Consider the following 20,850-nt stretch of genomic DNA (forward strand, 5'->3'; position numbering starts at 1 on the left):
CCCCCCCCCGTGGGGGGTTTGTGGCCGGCCGGGGCGGGGGGGGGGGCCGCGCGTCGCCCCCCCGGGTGTCCCCCCGCCCCCCCCCCGGCCCCCCCCCCCCCCCCCGCGACCCCCTCTGTCGCCTTCGGCGACATCTCCCCCTCAAGGGGGGAGATAGGCGCTTGCGCCACTGCAAGTGGACACAAGCGAAGGGCGGCCTCGGTAACATTACCGTGAGCCTGTAACGTTCGCCGTCGCTGGCGCGAACAACGGACCGTATCCTCATGTCCGCCATGGCGGGATTACTTGCCCGCCGATACCTTCAGGAGTCAAGAAATGCTAGACCGTCGCACCTTCCTCATCGGCCTGACCGCAATATCAGGCCTCGCCTCGGCTCCGGCGGCGCTGGCTGCCAGCCGCATGGCCTACACACGGCAGGCCTTCGAAAAGGCGCAAAAGGCAGGCAAGCCGATCCTGGTCGAGATCACCGCCAGCTGGTGTCCGATCTGCAAGGCGCAGAAGCGGGTGCTCGGCAAGTTGCTGCCTGCGCCCGAGCACGCAAACCTGGCCGTTTTCGAAGTCGATTTCGATTCCCAAAAAGAGGTTGTTCGGGCTCTTGGTGCGCGGATGCAGAGCACGCTGATCACCTTCAAGGGCGCAACGGAAGTCGGTCGGCTTGTTGGCGTGACCAAGGCGGATGCCATCAAGCAATTGCTTGATAAAACGATCTGAGCGGCGGAGATGCTACTCGGCTTCATATTTTCGTTCCTGGCCGGGGTGCTGTCGACGCTGTCGCCATGCGTGCTGCCGCTGATCCCGATCGTGCTCGGTGCTGCCGTCAGTCAGCATCGCTATGGCCCCATCGCGCTGGCCGCAGGACTTGCCATATCCTTCACGGCCATAGGGCTTTTCGTCGCCACGATCGGGTTCTCCGTCGGGCTTGACGGCGGTGTCTTTCGCAGCGCCGCCGCAGTTCTGATGCTCGTCCTCGGCACGATATTGATCGTGCCGCCACTCCAGGCGCATATCGCGCTTGCGGCCGGTCCGGCCGGCAACTGGGTCGAGCAGCGGTTTGGCGGCTTTTCATCCGTTGGCCTTTGGGGGCAGTTCGGCGTCGGTCTGCTGCTCGGCGCGGTGTGGAGCCCTTGCGTTGGCCCGACTCTCGGTGCCGCTTCCGTCCTTGCAGCGCAGGGCCAAGACCTTGGCCAGGTTGGGGTCACCATGGTCCTGTTTGGTCTCGGTGCTGCCGTGCCGTTGCTGATCCTCGGACTACTGTCCCGCGAGACCTTGCTGAGTTGGCGCAGCCACATCGCCAGCGCCGGCAGCGGGTTGAAGGTCGCCTTCGGCGTCTTGCTGGTGATGACCGCCGCCGCGATTCTGTCTGGGTTCGACAAGGCGTTGGAAACCGCACTCGTCAACGCTTCGCCCGAGTGGCTGACGGCGTTGACGACGCAGTTCTAACGGCTCCGCGCTGGTGGTCGCCAGATTTTCAGCTTGCCTCAGCAAGGAGAAGCAAGTTAGCGCTGCATCTGGCCCTACACGCCGCTTTCGCAACCGACTAGTCTGCTCCCATGAATCAACACGCCAAGCTCAGGATCGGCCATTCGGCCTGTCCGCATGATTGCCCGTCGACCTGCGCGCTCGAGGTCGAGCTGCTCGACAGCAAGCGCATCGGCCGCGTCCATGGCGCCAAGGCCAACAGCTACACGGCTGGCGTCATCTGCGCCAAGGTCGCCCGTTATGCCGACCGCGTCCATCATCCCGACCGCTTGCTGAAACCGCTGATCCGGGCGGGCGCCAAGGGTGAGGGCCTTTGGAAGGACGCGAGCTGGGAGGCCGCACTCGACTTGGTCGCCGAAAAATTCATCGCGGCCGAGGCAAGATATGGCTCGGAGACGGTCTGGCCCTATTACTATGCCGGCACGATGGGACTGGTGCAGCGCGATGGCATCGAGCGGCTGCGCCACGCGAAAAAATATTCCGGCTTTTTCGGTTCGATCTGCACCAATCTGGCCTGGACCGGCTGGATGATGGGGGCCGGCGCGCTGCGCGGTCCCGACCCGCGCGAGATGGCCAAGTCCGACTGCGTGGTGGTCTGGGGCACCAATGCCGTGGTCACCCAGGTCAACGTCATGACCCACGCGATCAAGGCGCGCAAGGAGCGCAGCGCCAAGATCGTCGTCATCGACGTCTACGAGAACGCGACGATGAAGCAGGCCGATCTCGGCCTGGTGCTGAAGCCCGGCACCGACGGTGCGCTGGCCTGCGCGGTGATGCATGTGCTGTTCCGTGACGGCATGGCCGACCGCGCCTATTTGGCAAAATACACCGACGATCCGCACGGTCTGGAAGCGCATCTTCAGACGAGGACGCCGCAATGGGCGGCTGATATCACCGGGCTTTCCGTCGATGAGATCGAAGCCTTCGCCCGTCTCGTTGGCACTACCAAGAAAACCTATTTCCGCCTCGGCTACGGTTTTTCGCGGCAGCGCAACGGCTCGGTCAACATGCATGCCGCCGCCTCGATCGCCGCGGTCACCGGCTGCTGGCAATATGAGGGCGGCGGCGCCTTCCATTCCAATTCGGGCATCTTCAAGCTGAACCAGGAACTGCTGGAAGGCACGCGGATGCGCGACCCGGCGATCCGCCATCTCGACCATTCGCGCATCGGCCCGGTGCTGACCGGCGCTGAGGATGCGCTCTATGGCGGCCCGCCGGTGACGGCGCTGCTGATCCAGAACACCAATCCGGTCAATGTCGCGCCGGAGCAGCGGCTGGTGAAGCAGGGTTTTTTGCGCGACGACCTGTTTTCCTGCGTGCACGAACAGTTCATGACCGACACCGCAAAACTCGGAGATGTCGTGCTGCCGGCGACGATGTTTTTAGAGCATGACGACGTCTACAAGGGTGGCGGCAATCAGCACATCACGCTCGGGCCGAAGCTGATCGACCCGCCGGAAGGGCCGCGCAGCAACCATTTCGTCATCGAGGAACTCGGCAAAAGGCTCGGTGTTGGCGACAGGCCTGGCTTCGGCATGACCGAGCAGCAGCATATCGACATCATTTTGGGCAAGCGCGGGCTGGGCAGTTTTTCGAGCCTCAAGGAACAAAAGTGGCTCGATTTGCAGCCGGCTTTCGAAGCGGCGCATTTTATCGACGGCTTCGGCCACGCGGACGGAAAATTCCGCTTTCGCGCCGACTGGACCGGGCAGGCGGCGCCCAACCGGCCGCCGAAAAGCATGGGCCTGTTCGGGCCGGTGGCAAGCCTGCCGGAATTTCCCGACCACGTCGATCTGATCGAGGTGGCGGATGCTGCGCATCCGTTCCGGCTGGCCACCTCGCCGGCGCGCAATTTCCTCAACTCGACCTTTTCCGAGACGCCGGTGTCGAAGGCCAAGGAGGGACGGCCGGAACTGCTTTTGCATCCGGACGATGCGGCAGCCTGTGGGCTGGCCAATGGCGACCGCGTCGAGATCGGCAATGCACGCGGCGAAGTCGTGCTGCACGCAAGATTGTTCGACGGCGTCAAGCGCGGCGTCGTGGTCGCCGAAGGCATCTGGCCCAACAGCGCCCACGAGCGCGGCGAGGGCATCAACGTCCTGACCGGCGCCGACGCGCCGGCGCCCTATGGCGGTGCGGCGTTCCACGACAACAAGGTGTGGCTGCGCCCGGCAAAGTGAAGCGTCGGAACGATATGCCCAACTAGCCGTTTTTGCGTGGCGGTGGAGACATGGTGATGGCAGAAGCGTTGGCAGCGCCGGCCCCCGTTGGAAGGACGCTTTCGCCCGGCGAACTCGTGACCACGATGGCGCATTTTCATCGCGCCGAGATTCTGCGCATGACGGGGTGGCGCGACCGCCTGGACCGGACGAGCAATTGGGCGATAACGGTCGTCGCGGCAATGTTGTCGATCTCGCTTTCGACGGCCAGCGCGCATCACGGCGTACTGCTTTTTGCCATGCTGCTTGTCCTGTTGCTGCTGTGGATAGAAGCGCGGCGATATCGCTTCTTCGACGTTTACCGGGCCAGAGTGCGCCAGTTCGAACGGCACTATTTCGCGCAGATATTCTCGCCGCAGCCGGACTTCGCGTCCGATTGGCTGTTGGTCGTCGGCGAAAGTCTGCGCACTCCAAAATTCCTCATTTCGCAACGAGCGGCGTTGGCGCGCCGTCTGCGTCGAAACTACATCCACATGCTGCTGATCCTGCTGTTGGCCTGGATCCTGAAACTGTCGACCCCCAGTCTTCTAACCGAAGGTGTCCGCATCGACTTCGTCAGTTCGGTGCGCGAGGCGGTTGCCGGCGCTGCTCTGGGGCCCATTCCCGGCCTGGTCATCGTCATGCTGGTCGCAGCCTTCTATGCCGGCCTGCTGGTCACGGCGTTCCTGACCGCCAGCGACGACGGCGAACTCTCTTTTGGCGACGTGCACGTCTAAGCGGCAAACGAAGCCGGCAGCTGTATGACTTCACTTCGCGCGTCAGCGGAAAAATCGAACCGATCGGTTCGTTTTCTATTGACGGATCGTGCATGACACAGTGAACGCCGGCTCAGCAGATGGCCGCGACACGCGGCAGGCGTATTTGCCTAACGTATTGAAGAGAATGTGAAAAATCATGGCGAAGGAAGCCTTTTAGCGGATTTCAAGCACCCGGTTCAGGGCGTGGCCGGAACATCTTTGTGATTGGAAACTGCTGCAGGGCCAACCCACCTCGGGGTGGTCCGAGCGACGCGAAATCCTCCCAAGGCACGCCACCAGACGGACAACAACACTGAAAGTATGAAAGTACTGGAGTACCTGAAATGACCAAGATTGCTTTCACCGCTGCCGCCATCCTCATTGCCACAGGCAGCGCCTTTGCCGGCAGCGACCATTATGGTTCGGACGGCGTCAACCAGCCGGCCGCGCCTGCTGGCAATGCGCCCGTTGGAAATATCGACAGCACGTTCACGGGTTCGATTCGCAAGCCGTTTACGGCGGAGCACAATACCGTCAATACCAACGCGACGACCCAGCCCGGCACGACTGAACCGGTCGTGCCTCAGTCCGGCCGGGGCAACTGGGGCCGCTAAATCCTCAAGCTGCGGAACGCAAAGAGCGGCGGGCTTGTCCGCCGTTCTTGCTTTTGCATATCAAGTCACAGCCCTCGTTTAGCGCAGATCCTTCGGCCAAACGCAGCGTGTCAGCCGCGCATCGCCGAGGGCCAGCCGCGCCCAGTCACCGTCGAAAACGAAGCGGGCAAGAGCCGCTGTCGGGAATTTTTCTTCAAGCTTTTTGAGTGCCGCGGCATCCGACCCGGCGCCGGCAAGTCGGCGCGCGAATTCCTCCAGGCCGGGATTATGGCCGAGCACCAAGAGGCTGATTGTTGCCGCATTTGCCTGCCGGACCTTGGCGAGAACGTCTGCCGCGCTGGCCTCGTAGAGCGCCTGGACGAATTTGGCCGGCGTTTTCGCGGGCAGTTCCGCCGAGACCAGCCGCCATGTGTCGCGGCTGCGCAGCGCTGGCGATACCAGCGCCAGATCGGGCAGCCAGCCCTGGCTGGCCAGTTCGCGACCGACCAGCGGGGCGGCCTTCAGCCCGCGCCCGGAAAGCGGCCGGTCGAAGTCGATGAGGTCAGGATCGTCCCAGCTCGACTTGGCATGACGCAGAAGAAGGAGTTGCTTCGTTGTCGCCATGCCGGCCTCCTCCTGCTCAGGGCGTGATGCGCGCCAGCTGCTCGAGGTCGGTTTCCTCGCGCAGCGGATCGGGCGCCATGATCACCGAGGTGCTGTTGTCGGCATCGTCGGCGAAGTGGGCAAGCACGGTGCGGCCGCCTTCCATCCGCGCCTTGCCTTCGGCGACCAGCCCGAGCGCCAGCGGATAAAGCCGGTGCTCGGCCTTCAGCACACGCGCGGCGAGCATGTCCTCATTGTCGCCGACCATCACCGGCACGGCGGCCTGGGCGATGATCGGGCCGTCATCCATGTCCAGCGTGACGAAATGCACCGTGCAGCCATGGATGCGTATGCCCGCGCGCAAGGCGCGCGCATGCGTATCCAGCCCCTTGAAGGCGGGCAGCAGGGCAGGGTGGATGTTGATCATCCGGCCCAGCCATTTCTCGACGAAGCGCGCGCCGAGAATGCGCATATAACCGGCTAGCGCCACGATCTCGGCGCCGAGCGAGGCAAGCGCGGCGTCGATTGCCCCGTCATGCGCTTCCTTGCTGGTATAGTCGGCCCGCGAAATCACCTTGGTGGCGATGCCTCGCGCCGTCGCGATACCGAGACCGGCGGCATTGGCCCGGTCGGAAATGACGCCGACGATCTCGGCCGGATAGTCCGGGTTGCTGGCCGCGGCGATCAGCGCCGTCATGTTGGAGCCGCGTCCCGAAATCAGCACCACCGTGCGTTTGCGCATGCTCATAGGCCGATCGCGCCCCGATAGATCACGCCGGCGTCGCGGCGCGGCACGATGCGGCCGATCGGCGTCACGCTCTCGCCGGCCTCCTGCAGCACGGCCGCGACCTGTGCCGCCTGGCCGGAGGCGACGGCGAGGATCATGCCGACGCCGCAGTTGAAGGTGCGCATCATCTCGTCGGGCGCCACGCCGCCGGTCTTGGCCAGCCATGAGAACACCGCCGGCACCTCGATGGCGTCGAGGTCGAGCTCGGCCGAAAAATCCTTCGGCAGGACGCGCGGGATGTTTTCCGGGAAACCGCCGCCGGTAATATGGGCCAGCGCCTTGATGCCATGCGTGTTACGGATCGCCTTGAGGATCGACTTGACGTAGATGCGGGTCGGCTCGAGCAGCGCCTCGGCCAGCGTGGCTTCATCGTTGAAGGGCGCTGGATCGGTCCACGCAAGGCGGCTGGTGGCGACGATGCGGCGGACCAGCGAAAAGCCGTTTGAATGCACGCCCGTCGAGGCCAGCCCCAACAGCACGTCGCCCTCGACGATGTCGTCGGTCGGCAGCAACTGGCCGCGTTCGGCCGCGCCCACGGCAAAGCCGGCGAGGTCGTAGTCGTTGCCGTGATACATGCCGGGCATTTCCGCCGTCTCGCCGCCGATCAGCGCGCATCCGGCCTGCCGGCAGCCCTCGGCGATGCCGCCGACGATCGCCGCACCCTGGTCGGGATCGAGCTTGCCGGTGGCGAAATAGTCGAGGAAGAACAAGGGCTCGGCGCCCTGCACGACGATGTCGTTGACGCACATGGCGACGAGGTCGATGCCGATCGTGTCGTGCTTGCCGGCATCGATGGCGATCTTCAGCTTGGTGCCGACGCCGTCATTGGCGGCGACCAGCACCGGGTCGGTGAAGCCGGCGGCCTTGAGGTCGAACAGGCCGCCGAAGCCGCCGATCTCGCCATCGGCGCCCGGCCGGCGCGTCGCGCGCACCAGCGGCTTGATCTTCTCGACCATGAGGTTGCCGGCATCGATGTCGACACCTGCCTCGGCATAGGTGAGCCCGTTCTTGCGCTTGCTCATCACTCTTTCCTGCTTTCCGGGGCTCTTCGCATGAACGGCTGCGCCTCGCAAGGATAACGGCTGGCTCAGGCATTTTCGGCACCATAAAATCGTGGACGAGGCCTCAGGCAAATCTCCAACATTGGCGATGGCGAAGGCCTTGAAGATAGCCAATCTCTCCCCACAAGCGGAGATTGGCAGCATCTGCGTCGCTCTCACTTGCCGTAGCCTCTCATCTCTATCATGTATCATCAAAACAGAAGCGACGGGACATGCGTTTGACCATCCCCAACATGATCACGATCATGCGTTTCGTGCTGGTGCCGGGCGTGGTGCTGGCCATGCTGCAGGGGCGCTGGGACTGGGCTTTCGCCGGCTTCCTGATCGCCGGCATTTCCGACGGCGTCGACGGCTTCATCGCCCGCCATTTCAACCAGTTTTCGCAGCTTGGCGCCTATCTCGATCCGATGGCCGACAAATTGCTGCTGGTCTCGGTGTTCGTGGTGCTGGGCTTCATCGGTGAATTGCCGCTGTGGCTGGTCGTCACCATGGTGTCGCGCGATGCGCTGATCGTCTGCGCCGTCGTTTTGTCCACCGTCATGGCCCACCCGGTCGAGATGAAGCCGCTGTTCGTGTCGAAGGCCAACACCGCCGTCCAGATCGGGCTGGCGGCGGTGGTGCTGGGCGAACTGGCCCTCGCCATCGATCTCGATCCGCTCAGGCCGGTGCTCATATTGCTGTCCGGGGTCTTGACCGTGGCTTCGGCCGCGGCCTATCTCGTGGCTTGGCTGAGGCATATGAGCGGCTATGGCGAAGGCTCCAAACCGGATACCTGACCAGAACATCGACGCGGCAGCCGAAGCTGCCGCTGCCGATGCGGCCGCGTCCGGCGTGTTTCGGCGCCAAATCCGCTTCTGGCTGATCAGCGCCATCATCCTCGCGGTCTTCCTCTATGTCTTCAGCGGCATCCTGCTGCCGTTCGTCGCCGGCATGGTGCTCGCCTACTTTCTCGACCCGGTCGCCGACCGGCTGCAGCGGCTCGGCCTGTCCAGGCTGATGGCGACGATTGTCATCCTGTTTGCCTTCATCGTCGTTCTGGTGCTGGCCTTCGTCATCCTCATTCCGGTGCTGGCTTCGCAGATGGCCGATTTTGCCAGCAAGCTGCCGGAATACCTGACCCGGCTGCAGAGCCTGATCACCAGCTTCGATCCGAGATGGCTGGAAGAGCAATTCGGCGTCGACGCCAATGGCCTGCGCGAAGGGTTGAACTCGCTGCTGACCTCCGGCTTCGGCCTGCTGACCACGGTGTTCACCTCGATCTGGAGTTCCGGCGTGGCGCTGGTCTCGGTGGTCAGTCTGTTCGTCGTCACGCCCGTCGTCGCCTTCTACATGCTGCTCGACTGGGATCGCATGGTGACGATTGTCGACAGCTGGGTGCCGCGCGATTATGTCCAGACCGTCAGGGCGATCGCCAACGACATCAACACCGCCACCGCCGGCTTTGTGCGCGGTCAGGGCACGCTGTGCCTGGTACTGGGTGCCATGTACGCCACCGGGCTGACGCTGACCGGTTTGAATTTCGCCATCCTCATCGGCCTGTTCGCCGGGCTGATCTCCTTCATCCCCTATGTCGGCTCGCTGACCGGGCTGGTGCTGGCCGTCGGCGTCGCCTTCGTCCAGTTCTGGCCGGACTGGACCATGGTCGCGGCGGTGGCCGGCGTGTTCTTCGTCGGCCAGTTCATCGAGGGCAACATCCTGCAGCCGAGGCTGGTGGGAAAAAGCGTCGGCCTGCATCCGGTGTGGCTGATGTTTTCGCTGTTTGCTTTCGGCGCGCTGTTCGGCTTCGTCGGCTTGCTGATCGCCGTGCCGGCCTCGGCTGCCGTTGCCGTCCTGGTGCGCTTTGCCATCGCCCGCTATCTCGAGTCGCCGCTCTACAAGGGCCACAACACCGAACCTGTGCCGCCGCTGCCGGCGCGTCGCCGCGGGAGCGGTGGGCCGCGCAGTTGAGCCAGATGCCGGACAACAAGATCGACCCGCCGCGCCAGTTGCCGCTCGATCTCGGCCACGGAACCGGCTATTCGCGCGACGAACTCGTCGTCTCAGGCACCAACAGCCAGGCGGTGGCGCTGGTCGATCGCTGGCCGGACTGGCCGTCGCCGGTGGTCGTGCTCGCTGGCCCCGCAGGCTGTGGAAAAACCCATCTGGCGTCGATCTGGCGCGCCCGCGCTGGCGCGGTGAAGGTCGACGCCGGTCGGATCGGCGACTGCATGGCGAGCCTCGGCGCGCGGCCGGCCCTGATCGACGATGTCGATGCCGGTCCGGTCGATGAAGAGGGGCTGTTCCATCTGATCAACGCGGTGCGCGCGGCCGGCTCGACCTTGCTCTTGACCGCGCGGCGCTTTCCGTCCGCCTGGGGTGTCAGGCTCCCCGACCTCGCGTCGCGGCTGAAGGCGGCGGCGATGGTCGAGATCCACGAGCCCGACGATCTCTTGCTGGCCGGTGTCATCACCAAACTATTCGCCGACCGCCAGGTCGAGGTCGAGCCGCATGTCGTGCAATATCTGGTGCGCCGCATCGAGCGCTCGCTGGCCACCGCGATGCGCGTGGTCGAGCGGCTCGACCGCACGGCACTGGAGCGCAAGACGCCGATCACAAGGGCGCTCGCCGCAGAAACCGTCAGCGCCATGGATGAGGGGCAGGGCGAGTTCGAGATTTAGGCGGTGGGAGAACCTCCCTTCTCCCACAACAAGGGGAGAAGGTTAAGAAGGAATCCAGCGCGATGCCGGTGACGGCTGGGCGCGGTTCTTCCTTCTCCCCTTGTGGGAGAAGGTGGCCGAGCGAAGCTCGGTCGGATGAGGGGTGTTCCAGGGAACACCAACGCCTCATTTCTTCCAGCACCCCTCATCCGTCTCGGCGCTGCGCGCCGATCCACCTTCTCCCCCAAGGGGAGAAGGAAAAAAGCTCCGGCCGGTGTCCCATTTCGGGAAACATTGACTGGCATCTCTCTTGCACATGCAAGCTTGCCGGCTAAACCCGGTCCTGATTGCGTTCCAAATCAGGTTGTAGGCTCGCCGGGAGATGGGCGGTTGGGGTTCTCTTCCCGGCGAGCTTGCCTTCAACGAGGTGATAACTCAACTCCCTACGCCCACCACCGCCGCTCGTTCCGCGCCGAAGCGTCTGCGGTAGTCGCCCGGCGCCAGGCCGGTTATCCTGGCGAACACTTTGCGGAAGGAGCCGGGATCGTCATAGCCGACATCCCAGGCGATCTGGTCGATGGATCGGGTCGTCGCTTGCAGCATCTCACGCGCCTTGCCGACGCGCAGGTGCTGGCAATACTCGGTCGGCTTGAGGCCGGTGGCGTTGCGAAAGCGGCGCAAAAAAGTCCGCTCCTCCAAGGCCGCATGCTCCGCCATGGTGGCAAGCGTCACGTCGCGCGCGCCTCTCGCCTGGAGCCAGTGCTGCACCTTGAGGATGGCCTCGTCGCCATGGTTCAGCCTGGGAGCAAAGGGGCTGTAGAAGCGTTGCTCGCGTCCCGGCGGGTCGACCAGCATGAAACGGGCGGTGTCCATCATGACGGTCGGCCCAAGCACCCTGTCGACGAGTTTCAGGCCAAGGTCGGTCCAGGCCATATAGCCGCCGGCGGTGATGATGTCGCCGTCGTCGATGACCAGCTTGTCGGCATCCAGCACGATGTCGGGAAAGCGTATCGCCAGCGCGTCGCGATAGGCCCAGTGCGTGGTCGCCGCACGACCGGATAGCAGGCCAGCCTCGGCAAGCACGAAGGCGCCGGCGCAGACCGAGCCGAGCGTCGCGCCCGCCGCATGACGAGCCCTGAGCCAGTCGGCGTAGGGCGCGGCCGTCTCGCGAGGGATCGGATCACCCAGGGTCGGAGGCAAGATGACCATGGCAGGTCCATGGCCGGGGCCGGGCTCGCTGTCGAAGCTGCGGATGACGGTTTGGCTCGCCTCCTGCCACTGCCAATGGCTGACGCGAAGCCTCAGCCCGTCCGGCGACCGGTCGGCAGCCAGCCGGTTGGCCAGCTGAAACAGGTCGGTCAGACCGAGAACTGCCGCTTGCTGAACGCCGCGATACACAACAAGCCCGATTTCAACCCGGTCAGACAGCGCAATCACCTGTCAGTTTTGCCACGTTCAATGTCTGTTTTGCCAATTCTCACCATGACTCGGTTGCAATAGGTTGTCCACAGAAGGAACGAACCTTCCCCACCAATTCAGCCAATTGCAGCAAGGAGTAAGACGATGAGCACATTCACCACCGAGGACCGCACCGAGATTTTTTACAAGGATTGGGGCACAGGCCAGCCAATCGTGTTCCATCACGGCTGGCCGCTCAGCGCCGATGACTGGGACAACCAGATGCTGTTCTTCCTCGACAAGGGCTATCGCGTCATCGCGCATGACCGGCGCGGGCACGGTCGCTCGACACAGACGGCAACCGGTAACGAGATGGACACCTATGCCGCCGATGTCGCGGCTCTGGTCGCTCACCTTGATCTCAAGAACGCCGTCCATATCGGCCACTCGACCGGCGGCGGCGAGGTGGCGCGTTACGTTGCCCGCTACGGTGGCGAGGGACGCGTCGCCAAGGCGGTGCTGATCGGCGCGGTGCCGCCGATCATGCTCAAGACCGACAGCAACCCCGGCGGCCTGCCGATCGAGGTCTTTGACGGCTTCCGTGCCGCTTTGGTCGCCAACCGCGCCCAGTTCTACAGGGATGTGCCGGCCGGCCCGTTCTACGGCTTCAATCGCGAGGGCGCCAAGGTCTCGCAAGGGGCTGTCGACAATTGGTGGCGCCAGGGCATGATGGGCGGAGCCAAGGCTCACTACGACTGCATCGAGGCTTTTTCCGAGACCGACTTCACGGAAGACCTGACGAAGATCGACGTGCCCGTCCTGATCATGCACGGCGATGATGACCAGATCGTGCCGATTGCCGACTCAGCCCTGCTTGCCGCCGGGCTCGTGAGGCACGGCACGCTCAAGGTCTACGAGGGCCTGCCGCACGGCATGTGCACCACCCACCCGGAGATCATCAATCCGGATCTTCTGGCGTTTATCCAGGGCTGACGCTTCGCAAGCTTCAGGCGGGCAGGCTCGGCCGGCATTTCCCACCCCGCTCTCGACTCGGCCTGCCGTTTGTTCCGTTTTCGTCTTTTAGGGGTTGCGCAGCCAAGTCCGGAACCCTATACGCCGCCAAGGACTCGGAGTGTAGCGCAGCCTGGTAGCGCATCTGGTTTGGGACCAGAGGGTCGGGAGTTCGAATCTCTCCACTCCGACCATCCATTCACCACGCTGCCGTTAACCCGGATAAAACGTCCCCGCCGGGAAGAAAACGCCCGGTGCGATCTCGGTCGTCCTGTCCACGGCCGTCACCTCGCGCCATCATCGTCGGTGGCCCGCCGTGAAGGGGCACGGCAGGCTCGGCCTTGCCGCCGGCGGCATTGCGCAGTAATGACGGGAATACAGCGGCGGTGCCGCTTGCACGTAGCAACGAGGTGTTCATGTCCGCGCGCATTTTCAGCCCAGCCAAAACCGCGATGCAGTCCGGCAAGGCCAAGACTGGCCACTGGGTGCTGGAATTCGATCCCGAGATGCGCAAGAAAATCGATCCGCTGATGGGCTACACCACGTCAGGTGACATGCGGAGCCAGATCAGGCTCACCTTCGACACAAGGGAAGAGGCGGTGGCCTATGCGGAGAAAGAGGGGCTGGCCTATCGCGTCGAGGAGCCGAAGGAATCCAAGCGCCGCCAGATTTCCTATGCGGAGAATTTCCGCTATGACCGCAGGACGCCCTGGACGCATTGACCGGCAAATGCCGGGCAGCCGTCCCAGCGCATAAATTAGCCGGCCTTGGCGTCGGCCAGCGGTCCCGTAGCTCAGCTGGATAGAGCACCGGCCTTCTAAGCCGATGGTCACAGGTTCGAATCCTGTCGGGATCGCCAGCATTTTCAGGGTCCATTCTGGGCTAGTATAGGCGATGCGCTGATCGGCCCGCGTCCTCGCCCGGAGGCGCGGGCTTTCATTTTTCAGCTTGGTGCTAAGTGCGACTGGCTCCAGGTGCCTCGTCGAGGAGATTTGGACCTTTACTCACAGGCATCTGGCCGTCGGGAGTAAGCTTGTCCACTGCGTCGGGCAGTTCACTTGTGAGCCGGTCGAGAAGTTCCTCGCGGGACAATCCGGTTTGCTCGGCGAGATCGCTCAACGTTTGCGGGTCGATCGCTTTCTCGACCTGGTCGCGCTGAACGGGGCGATTCGATCCTGTACCAACCCAAGAATCGACTTGATCGCCCGCACCCGCATTCTTGAGACGCTCCAGGATGTCGCCGAGCCCGCCGGTGGAGCCAGCGTTTTTGGCATCTGTCGAGTTCCTACCGGCGATTAACTCGCCGATCTTGTCCCTATTCTTGTAGGCAAGCAGGCCAAGCAAGGCTATGGCGACTTTTCCTATGTCAAGGCTCATTTCGCACCTCCTTCCATGGAGAACGGACAAGGCATGCGGCTTTGAAAGGTTCCACGGTATTTGCTGCTGGGCTGGTTTTCAGTTCGGTTAAGGACGATGGGGCTTCCCGGTCGAATCCAGGCAGGACTTCAGCGCGGGCGCCGCCGAAACGATCAAGGCTATCGGACGTGCGTGTTCAGCCTCGATCGTTTCGGACAGCGGCGCTCTGAATTCACAACCATGCAACCACTGCCTTGTCTTTGCGTTTAGCCGCCTTCAATCCCGGCGAGCTTTAAAAATGACGGCGTTCACCCCGATTTCAATCACCTTGAATGGCAAAGCGATGGCGATCGCGTCGATAGCCGACGCTGCGAAAGCGCTGAAGCAACCATGGCCATCCATGGATAAGCCGTCCCGACTTGAAGCGATCCGAATGATCGAGGAATGCCTGGCCGGACATTGCAGTCATCAAGCTGCGTTCGCTGCTTTCGAGGCGGCCGCATCTGAACAGGGCCTTCTCAGGCAAAAGCCTACAAGCGCAGGCCTCAGGAAATTCGACGGGGTTGCCGAAGACCTGATGTGAGGTGATGCTGCCCTCGCGACCTTGAACCGCTGACAGGCCTCGCCCGGGTGGACTTGGCCGTGATTGTGGACCACCCGCCAAATGAGGAATGGCGGGTAGTCCTTATCAGCGCAGGAAGGGACGTAGCTGCGCAGATCTCGGTTCATTCTTGGTCCAATCGTCAAAGTCCGGCGGGTTCCCTGGCTAACGACCGTTCGCCAGCAACGTGATGGAGACGGCGAAGACCGCAGCGAGTAACCAGCGGGCTTGGTGGACGCTGTTTTCCATCGGCTCCTTGCGTGAGCTCACAGCTAGCAACTGCTACGAGCAGCCGCAGTTCCGGGTGGCGGGGTATCCGGGCTATTACGCGAAAACAGGTGAGACTTAGGTCCCGTCTCGAATCAGACCGAAGCCCAACCAAGGAACGTTTGCGGCTGCCTGAGGTTTGGTGAGCCTGGCGCGAAGACGATGCCGTTCAGCGCGATAGAGCTCACATCAAGGAGGCACTTATGAGTATGCGTCTTTCCACTGCAGCCGCTGGGTTTCTGTTGCTGGCCGGTATCGGCGCCGCTGCCGCTCAGGACGTAGTCATCGAGCCTGAACAGGAGACCGTCATCAGGGAATATGTCAAAAAGCAGCCGCTGGCATCGGTGAAAATCCCTGGAGTGGAGCTCAATATCGGCTCAACCTTGCCCGAAACCGTCGAACTTCATGAAGTCCCCGACACAAAATACCGTTACGTGGTGGTCGACAACCGGACCGTTGTGGTTGACCCGGGCACGCGCAAGATCATCAAAGTCATCGAATGAGCTAAGCGACTGGACCCGCCGTGCCGAAAGGTGCGGCGGGAAGTCGAGCGACGAGGAATGTGATCACCATGTCGAACCGTGAGATTGGAGCGTCGCAGGCGCTGCGAATACGCGTGGCTGACCTCGCTGAGAGGATGCGCGGCGCCCGGATTACCGAAAACGAACTGAAGACCTTTCGAAAGGTCGCAGCAGTCCTGGAGGACGGCAAGGGCAGAATCGATGCCGACGATTTGATTGCCGCATCCTTCGTCGTCGATCCGCCGGACTGACAAGGAGTGCTGCAATGTCCCTGTCACCCAGCCTATTCTCTGTTGGCCTGACTTTCCAATGCCCGCAGTGCAACTTCACCGTCATCAAGAACGGCCGCTGGTTTCAGGTCGTTTCCCATTACAAGTGCGAGGGATGCGGACGCGAGATCCGGATTACCTATCCCGACAAGATTGCGATCTTCCACAAGCACGCGCACTTGGCCATGCCGCCGGGAGCGCGGTAGCTGCGGCAGATGTGCAGACCAACTCCTTCATTGCCAACTCCTTCATTGAAAGTGAGCTCGAATTGCCGGACTCGAGCGCGAGTGTCATGGTGACCTAGATAAACCAGGTCGCCACCAGCCCCAAAGAGGCGGAAAAGATTGCGATCGTAGTAGCCCATCCCAGGGCGTTGGTTGTCCGGCTGTTGACCTTGTCTCCCATGATCCGCCGGTTGTTTGTCATCAGCATGATAAGAAGAAGCAGTGGCGGCGTGGAAAAGCCCTGCACGATACCGGACCAGACGAGCGCCTTCATTGGGTTGAAACCCAGGAAATTCAGGCCAACAGCAATCAGCGTGAAGGCGCCGATCGCGATATAGAACTTTGGCGCCTCACGCGGCTTGGCATGAAGGCTGTGCTCCCACCCGACCGCCTGCGCCAGATCGTATGCGGCACCTGTCGTCATGACCGGAACGGCAAGGAACCCGACCCCGATCACGCCGGCAGCGAACAGTACGCCGGCGGCTGCACCAGCGAGCGGCTTGAGAGCTTCGGCTGCTTGAGCGGCGGTCTCGACGTCGTGCTCACCGGCTTCATAGAGCGTAGACCCTGTCGACAGGATGATGAAGTACATGATGAGGTTGGAAAAAATCATGCCGATCAGGATATCGCGGCGGGAGCGGCGCAGTTCACCGTCCGTGGCGCCCTTGCGCTTCCTCAGCGTCGTTCTCCCCTCGGCAATCTCTTCCTCCACCTCCTCATTCGACTGCCAGGTGTAGAGATAGGCTGAAAGGGTGGTGCCGATGATGGCCACCAGAATGGACAGGAACTCGCGGCTGAACTGGATTTTTGGAACAAGGGTTCCCCACAGCACGGCTGCCGCATCCGGCTTCGCCATGATGGCCGAGCCGACATAGGCAAGCAGGGCCAGCGCGAGCCAGCGGAAGATGTTGCGTATGAGCGTGTAAGAGCCCCAAAGCTGGAGAGCAAAGATCGCGGCCGCGACTACAATCACAATGAGGGGGATCGGAACAGGAAGGAAGATGTTGATGGATGCAGCCATGCCGCCGAGATCGGCGGCTGCTTCGATCGTGTTGCCGATCAGCACGCCCACAAGAACAGCCCAGAGCAGCCACCGGGGGTAGAAGTCCTTGATCGCATGAAAGAGGCCGCGGCCCGAAACCTGTCCAAGCTTCGACGAGAGATACACGACCGTGTACATCATCGGCAGCGTTACAGGAGCGGTCCAAAGCAGGTCCGGGCCAAAGCGCGCGCCGGCACTTGCATAGGTGCCGATCGCCGAGCAATCGTCGTCGGCGGCGCCGGTGATAAGGCCGAGTCCAAGTGCTCGCCCTATGCCGTCCTTCTTGTCTTCCCGTGGTGAAGTGGCGTTACGATCGCGCTGCGTCATTGCGGCCACGCCGCGCAAAGAGCGTCACGCGCAAGCACGAGAAAAACGTCGCGAGCAATTATCCTATAAATGTACTGCAGCACGGGAGTGGGTCTCATACCGGCAAACCTCTACCGCCGTTCCAACTCCGCAATCGGCTGCTTGTTCCCCGCGTCAGCCGAGTGTTCAGGGCATGATAGAGCCCACGATTTCGATGAGCTTGGGCGTCTTCCAAACCTTTCATCTTTTGACGGAACCCTACCCGGCGTTTTACGAGATATTCTGCCCGTGTGATTGTCTGTTGGCCGATGTGCCGCCAATGGTTCGACGGCGCGCGTGTCACATCAATCTTTGATGTTGCCAAAAGGCTCGCTCGATCGGATTGAGTTCGGGTGAGTATGGCGGCAGGAATCACAGCTTGCGCCGGCTGCCCTTAGGGCCTGGGGCAGGGCGGATCTGAACGGGGCTTTTCCACGAATGACTTTGATGGGCGCGGCGGCACTGCTGATCCTGATCCTGACCTATGCCGGCGTCGCCGTCGGCAGGTTCCCCGGCTTGCGCCTCGACCGGGCAGGCATCGCGCTGCTCGGCGGTGCGGCGATGATCGCCATCGGCGCACTCAGCCTGGAGGACGCATACCGCGCCATCAGTTTCGACACGATCACGCTGTTGCTCGGCATGATGATCGTCGTGGCGCATCTGAAAGTCTCGGGCGCCTTCCGTGCGCTCGGCGCCATTGCCATCGAGCATGCGCATGCGCCGTTCATGCTGCTTGTGATGGTGACGCTGCTGACCGGGGTGCTGTCGGCGTTCCTGGTCAACGACGCGATCTGCCTGGTCATGGCGCCGATCGTCGTCCACGTCACCCGCGTCATCAACCGAAACCCTGTCCCCTATCTGATCGCCACCGCTACGGCGTCGAATTGCGGCAGTGTCGCCACCATCACCGGCAACCCGCAGAATATGGTCATCGGCGCGCTGTCGGGGATTTCCTATCCGGCCTTTTCGGCGGCCCTTGCGCCGGTCGCGCTGTTCGGCCTCGTCGCCGTCGTCGTCATCGTGCGCATCGTCTATCGCGCCGAGTTCGCGCGCAAGGCCGAACTCAGCCCCGAAGTCTATCGCGGCCGCATGTTGCCGGGCCAGGTACTCAAGGCGGTGGTGGTCTGCATCGGACTGGCGATCGCCTTCTTTGCCGGCGTTCCGGTCGCCAAGGCGGCGCTCATCGGCGGGGCCATTCTTCTCGTGACCCGTGCCATAAAGCCGGCGCGCATCTACCGCGAGATCGACGGGCCGTTGCTGTTCATGTTCGCCGGCCTGTTCATCGTCGTCGCCGGCGCCGAGAAGACGCTGCTCACGCCCGACATCATAGCCTCGGCAAAAGGCCTCGGGCTGGACGACGTCTGGCGGCTGTCCGGCTTCACCGCGGTACTATCCAACATCATGAGCAATGTTCCGGCTGTGCTGGCGCTGCGGCCGTTCATACCCGGCCTGGAAGACCCCGAGCGCGCCTGGCTGGTCGTCGCGATGAGCTCGACGCTGGCCGGCAATTTCACGCTGCTCGGTTCAGTCGCCAATCTGATCGTCGCCGAGTACGCGCGGGTCTCCGGCACGCCTCTGTCGTTCGCCGCCTTCTTCAAGGTCGGGCTGCCGCTGACGCTGGTTACGCTGCTTGCCGGGACGGCGTGGCTGGCGCTTGGGTTTTAGGCCGCCGGCGCAGCAGGCAAGGCGATTTCAAGTGCAAGCCTGATCGGACTATTTGGCGTGGGTGGGCCAGAACGCCCAGATCAGCAAAGCTGCCAAAGCCAGCCAGAGCGCCACGACAAAGAACATTCCCGTCCTGCTTTGCGGGTGAGTTTCGAGCGCGGCCGCCCGCGCTCGAAACTCGTCCATCAGCGGCGGCGGAACAAGCCTTATGGCCAGGATCACGCCGAGCGGTACGATGATCAGGTCGTCGAGATAACCGAGCACCGGAATGAAATCCGGGATCAGGTCGATTGGGGAAAGCGCATAGGCGGCTATCATTCCGGCAACGAACTTTGCAAACCAGGGCACTTGAGGATCGCGTGCGGCGAACCACAGGGCGACGACATCAAGCTTGATGTCGCGGGCCCGGCTTTTTGCCGCTTCCAGCCATGCTTTCATAGGGTCACTTTAGCACAGATTGTCGTCCGCCTGCATCCGAGCGGTTGCCGGTCGCGCAAAATCAGACCGTCCATAGCGCGTCCCAAAGGGCGCGCGGCGCTTTAACACTCCGACGATTCGGTGCTGCTCGGCGGCTTCGCGCCCGAAACATAGGCGTCGAGAAAGTCCTGCGAGGCGACATCGTCGGCGAGGCTCCTCAGCTTTTCGGCCGCGGCCGCCCCCAAAATCGCCTCGACGCGCCGGTTGGCCTCGACCCACACGACATATGCCTGCTGGTATCGCGCTTTGCCGAGCGGCGTCAGCACAGCATGCTTGGTTCGCCGATCGTGGGTATCGTGGCGGACCTCGACCAGACCGTCGCGCACAAGCGGCCGCAGGGCATGCGTCAGCGCTGAGATCTGGATCGCCAGGCGGCCGGCGAGGACCTGCAGCGTCGGCCCGTCCTCGCCGTAAGCGGCCTCGAGCCCATCGATCTGGCCGAGCAGAAGGGTTTGCGTTGACGTCAGCCCGGTTGGGACCAACGCCACGTCATACAACTGGCCAAGCCGCCGCGCCGCACGGCGCAGCGACGAATTGATGCAGACGAAATCGTTCGGCATGCCGGGCGCTTCCGCGTCTGGCTCGCCCCGACCTTTTAGCGATGCGAACGATTCGACTGCTTTTTTCATCCTTACAAAATAGTTGAGGGCTGAAGCATTGCAAAGGGGCGCAGATTTGGCTAGTTGGTTGAGCGCTCAACATTTGAGCCCTCAACTTTCAGGAGATAACCCATGTTGAACTCCGCTTCCAAGCCGATCGCCGTCGTCACCGGCGCCTCCGCCGGCATCGGCGCCGTCTATGCCGACCGCCTCGCTGCCCGTGGTTATGATCTTGTGCTTGTGGCGCGCCGCGCCGAACGCCTGAAAACCCTCTCGGCAAAGCTGTCGCGGGCCTATGGCGCCAAGGTCGAGGTGATCGGCGCCGACCTGACCAAGGAGGAGGGCTTGGCGCGTGTCGAGAAGGTGCTCGCCACCAACGCCGCCATCACCCTGCTTGTGAACAACGCCGGTAACGGCACGCTCGGATCGACGATAAACACGTCCGACGAGAATGCCGCGTCGACAATCGCGCTCAACATCACGGCGCTGACGCGCCTGACGCGAGCGGCGCTGCCGGCATTCCTGTCGCGCAACGCCGGGGCGATAATCAACATAGCCTCGGTCCTGGCGCTGCACTCGCTGCCGATCACCGCCCTCTACAGCGGCACCAAAGGTTATGTGGTGAACTTCAGCCGTGGCCTGCAGGAGGAGCTTGCCGGAACCGGCGTCAGGCTGCAGCTCGTTCTTCCTGCCGCGACCGCCACCGAATTCTACGAGTTCGCCGGCATGCCGCTTTCAGCGTTCGACCCGGCAGTGGTGATGACCGCGGAAGACATGGTCGATGCGGCCCTGGCAGGCTTCGATCAGGGTGAAGCCATCACGCTGCCGTCGGTCCACGACCGGGCGCTGTGGGAGACCTATGACGCCGCCCGCGCCACCTTGTTCGCCGCGACGCAGACCGGCGAGCCGGCGCCTCGCTACCAGGCGGCCTGACGCCGCCCGACCGCCCTGCGCGCGCGC

General features: G+C 63.0%; 25 protein-coding genes, 2 tRNA genes and 1 pseudogene. 18 read left to right on the plus strand and 10 right to left on the minus strand.

Translation table 11 applies throughout. From position 1 onward, the window contains the following. Positions 1-315: 315 nt before the first annotated feature. The 5 genes from AC0L2A_RS27260 to AC0L2A_RS27280 all read left to right on the plus strand — a co-directional run bounded on the left by AC0L2A_RS27260 (position 316) and on the right by AC0L2A_RS27280 (position 5,049). Entirely contained in the window at positions 316-711 is a 396-nt protein-coding gene (locus tag AC0L2A_RS27260; protein WP_473611435.1) for a thioredoxin family protein, read from the plus strand. Positions 712-720: 9 nt separating this feature from the next. After that, complete coding sequence (locus AC0L2A_RS27265) at positions 721-1,440, plus strand: cytochrome c biogenesis CcdA family protein (protein ID WP_473516042.1); 720 nt, start codon at positions 721-723, stop codon at positions 1,438-1,440. A gap of 110 nt (positions 1,441-1,550) precedes the next feature. Further along, positions 1,551-3,659, plus strand: a complete 2,109-nt coding sequence (locus AC0L2A_RS27270; protein ID WP_473611434.1) for a molybdopterin-containing oxidoreductase family protein — start codon at positions 1,551-1,553, stop codon at positions 3,657-3,659. Positions 3,660-3,715: 56 nt separating this feature from the next. Further along, positions 3,716-4,414, plus strand: a complete 699-nt coding sequence (locus AC0L2A_RS27275) for a DUF2270 domain-containing protein (RefSeq protein ID WP_473611432.1) — start codon at positions 3,716-3,718, stop codon at positions 4,412-4,414. Positions 4,415-4,779: 365 nt separating this feature from the next. Beyond that, entirely contained in the window at positions 4,780-5,049 is a 270-nt protein-coding gene (locus tag AC0L2A_RS27280; protein ID WP_473611431.1) for a DUF680 domain-containing protein, read from the plus strand. A gap of 78 nt (positions 5,050-5,127) precedes the next feature. Here AC0L2A_RS27280 and AC0L2A_RS27285 read toward each other — a convergent pair whose 3' ends face one another. The 3 genes from AC0L2A_RS27285 to purM are packed head-to-tail and all read right to left on the minus strand — an operon-like array spanning position 5,128 to position 7,440. Next, positions 5,128-5,652 carry a SixA phosphatase family protein gene (locus tag AC0L2A_RS27285; RefSeq protein ID WP_473611429.1) on the minus strand — a complete coding sequence of 175 codons (525 nt, stop codon included), beginning with the start codon at positions 5,650-5,652 and terminating at the stop codon, positions 5,128-5,130. A 16-nt stretch (positions 5,653-5,668) separates the two neighbouring features. Continuing rightward, positions 5,669-6,379, minus strand: a complete 711-nt coding sequence (gene purN / locus AC0L2A_RS27290; protein ID WP_473611427.1) for a phosphoribosylglycinamide formyltransferase — start codon at positions 6,377-6,379, stop codon at positions 5,669-5,671. Continuing rightward, complete coding sequence (gene purM / locus AC0L2A_RS27295; RefSeq protein WP_473611426.1) at positions 6,376-7,440, minus strand: phosphoribosylformylglycinamidine cyclo-ligase; 1,065 nt, start codon at positions 7,438-7,440, stop codon at positions 6,376-6,378. The genes purN and purM overlap by 4 nt, the downstream gene beginning before the upstream one ends. 257 nt (positions 7,441-7,697) lie before the next feature. Here purM and AC0L2A_RS27300 point away from each other — a divergent pair, with 257 nt between their 5' ends. From AC0L2A_RS27300 to hdaA, 3 genes are read left to right on the plus strand one after another with little or no spacing between them, the layout of a single operon-like run. Then, positions 7,698-8,255, plus strand: a complete 558-nt coding sequence (locus AC0L2A_RS27300; protein WP_023800643.1) for a CDP-alcohol phosphatidyltransferase family protein — start codon at positions 7,698-7,700, stop codon at positions 8,253-8,255. After that, a complete protein-coding gene (locus tag AC0L2A_RS27305) occupies positions 8,227-9,426 on the plus strand; it encodes an AI-2E family transporter (protein ID WP_023800642.1) in 1,200 nt (399 codons plus the stop codon). Before AC0L2A_RS27300 ends, AC0L2A_RS27305 begins: the two co-directional genes overlap by 29 nt. A 5-nt stretch (positions 9,427-9,431) precedes the next feature. Next, positions 9,432-10,136, plus strand: a complete 705-nt coding sequence (gene hdaA / locus AC0L2A_RS27310) for a DnaA regulatory inactivator HdaA (protein ID WP_023800641.1) — start codon at positions 9,432-9,434, stop codon at positions 10,134-10,136. A 414-nt stretch (positions 10,137-10,550) separates the two neighbouring features. On the opposite strand, the gene AC0L2A_RS27315 is transcribed toward hdaA, so the two are convergent. Continuing rightward, complete coding sequence (locus AC0L2A_RS27315; protein WP_473611425.1) at positions 10,551-11,552, minus strand: GlxA family transcriptional regulator; 1,002 nt, start codon at positions 11,550-11,552, stop codon at positions 10,551-10,553. 126 nt (positions 11,553-11,678) lie between these two features. On the opposite strand from AC0L2A_RS27315, the gene AC0L2A_RS27320 reads away from it, so the two are divergent. The 4 genes from AC0L2A_RS27320 (at position 11,679) to AC0L2A_RS27335 (ending at position 13,383) form a co-directional block, all read left to right on the plus strand. After that, positions 11,679-12,506, plus strand: a complete 828-nt coding sequence (locus tag AC0L2A_RS27320; RefSeq protein WP_208602468.1) for an alpha/beta fold hydrolase — start codon at positions 11,679-11,681, stop codon at positions 12,504-12,506. Between the two features lie 135 nt (positions 12,507-12,641). Continuing rightward, a tRNA-Pro gene (locus AC0L2A_RS27325) sits at positions 12,642-12,718 on the plus strand. A gap of 222 nt (positions 12,719-12,940) precedes the next feature. Then, complete coding sequence (locus AC0L2A_RS27330) at positions 12,941-13,246, plus strand: ETC complex I subunit (protein WP_027152615.1); 306 nt, start codon at positions 12,941-12,943, stop codon at positions 13,244-13,246. A gap of 60 nt (positions 13,247-13,306) precedes the next feature. Continuing rightward, positions 13,307-13,383, plus strand: a tRNA-Arg gene (locus AC0L2A_RS27335). 95 nt (positions 13,384-13,478) lie between these two features. Here AC0L2A_RS27335 and AC0L2A_RS27340 read toward each other — a convergent pair. After that, a complete protein-coding gene (locus tag AC0L2A_RS27340; RefSeq protein WP_027152614.1) occupies positions 13,479-13,901 on the minus strand; it encodes a YidB family protein in 423 nt (140 codons plus the stop codon). Between the two features lie 255 nt (positions 13,902-14,156). Continuing rightward, positions 14,157-14,282: a hypothetical protein gene (locus tag AC0L2A_RS27345; protein ID WP_473611443.1), complete on the minus strand. Its 126-nt coding sequence runs from the start codon at positions 14,280-14,282 to the stop codon at positions 14,157-14,159. Here AC0L2A_RS27345 and AC0L2A_RS27350 point away from each other — a divergent pair. The 4 genes from AC0L2A_RS27350 (at position 14,224) to AC0L2A_RS27365 (ending at position 15,744) form a co-directional block, all read left to right on the plus strand. Further along, positions 14,224-14,463: a DUF982 domain-containing protein gene (locus tag AC0L2A_RS27350; protein ID WP_473611442.1), complete on the plus strand. Its 240-nt coding sequence runs from the start codon at positions 14,224-14,226 to the stop codon at positions 14,461-14,463. The genes AC0L2A_RS27345 and AC0L2A_RS27350 overlap by 59 nt on opposite strands. Before the next feature lie 488 nt (positions 14,464-14,951). Then, the gene (locus AC0L2A_RS27355) at positions 14,952-15,251 is read left to right on the plus strand and encodes a DUF1236 domain-containing protein (protein ID WP_023800634.1); all 300 of its coding nucleotides are present in this window, start codon (positions 14,952-14,954) and stop codon (positions 15,249-15,251) included. A gap of 68 nt (positions 15,252-15,319) precedes the next feature. Then, positions 15,320-15,520 carry a hypothetical protein gene (locus AC0L2A_RS27360; protein ID WP_023800633.1) on the plus strand — a complete coding sequence of 67 codons (201 nt, stop codon included), beginning with the start codon at positions 15,320-15,322 and terminating at the stop codon, positions 15,518-15,520. A gap of 14 nt (positions 15,521-15,534) precedes the next feature. Further along, entirely contained in the window at positions 15,535-15,744 is a 210-nt protein-coding gene (locus AC0L2A_RS27365; protein WP_473611424.1) for a hypothetical protein, read from the plus strand. Positions 15,745-15,838: 94 nt separating this feature from the next. Here the strand turns inward: AC0L2A_RS27365 and AC0L2A_RS27370 are convergent, their stop codons facing one another. Both AC0L2A_RS27370 and AC0L2A_RS27375 read right to left on the minus strand, forming a co-directional pair. Then, positions 15,839-17,131, minus strand: a complete 1,293-nt coding sequence (locus AC0L2A_RS27370; RefSeq protein WP_473611423.1) for an Nramp family divalent metal transporter — start codon at positions 17,129-17,131, stop codon at positions 15,839-15,841. Positions 17,132-17,473: 342 nt separating this feature from the next. Further along, positions 17,474-17,562 (minus strand): annotated as a pseudogene (locus AC0L2A_RS27375) (transposase); the annotation flags it as partial. Positions 17,563-17,587: 25 nt separating this feature from the next. Between AC0L2A_RS27375 and AC0L2A_RS27380 the strand changes: the two are divergent. Next, positions 17,588-18,814, plus strand: a complete 1,227-nt coding sequence (locus AC0L2A_RS27380; RefSeq protein WP_023800630.1) for an anion transporter — start codon at positions 17,588-17,590, stop codon at positions 18,812-18,814. A 48-nt stretch (positions 18,815-18,862) separates the two neighbouring features. On the opposite strand, the gene AC0L2A_RS27385 is transcribed toward AC0L2A_RS27380, so the two are convergent. Beyond that, positions 18,863-19,252, minus strand: coding sequence for a YkvA family protein (locus tag AC0L2A_RS27385; RefSeq protein ID WP_473611421.1), 390 nt, complete (start codon positions 19,250-19,252; stop codon positions 18,863-18,865). Positions 19,253-19,353: 101 nt separating this feature from the next. After that, a complete protein-coding gene (locus AC0L2A_RS27390; RefSeq protein ID WP_473611420.1) occupies positions 19,354-19,851 on the minus strand; it encodes a MarR family winged helix-turn-helix transcriptional regulator in 498 nt (165 codons plus the stop codon). Between the two features lie 171 nt (positions 19,852-20,022). Between AC0L2A_RS27390 and AC0L2A_RS27395 the strand changes: the two genes are divergently transcribed. Then, entirely contained in the window at positions 20,023-20,823 is an 801-nt protein-coding gene (locus AC0L2A_RS27395) for an SDR family NAD(P)-dependent oxidoreductase (RefSeq protein WP_473611419.1), read from the plus strand. The last annotated feature ends 27 nt before the right edge of the window (positions 20,824-20,850 follow it).

The organism is Mesorhizobium sp. WSM4844, from assembly GCF_055811775.1.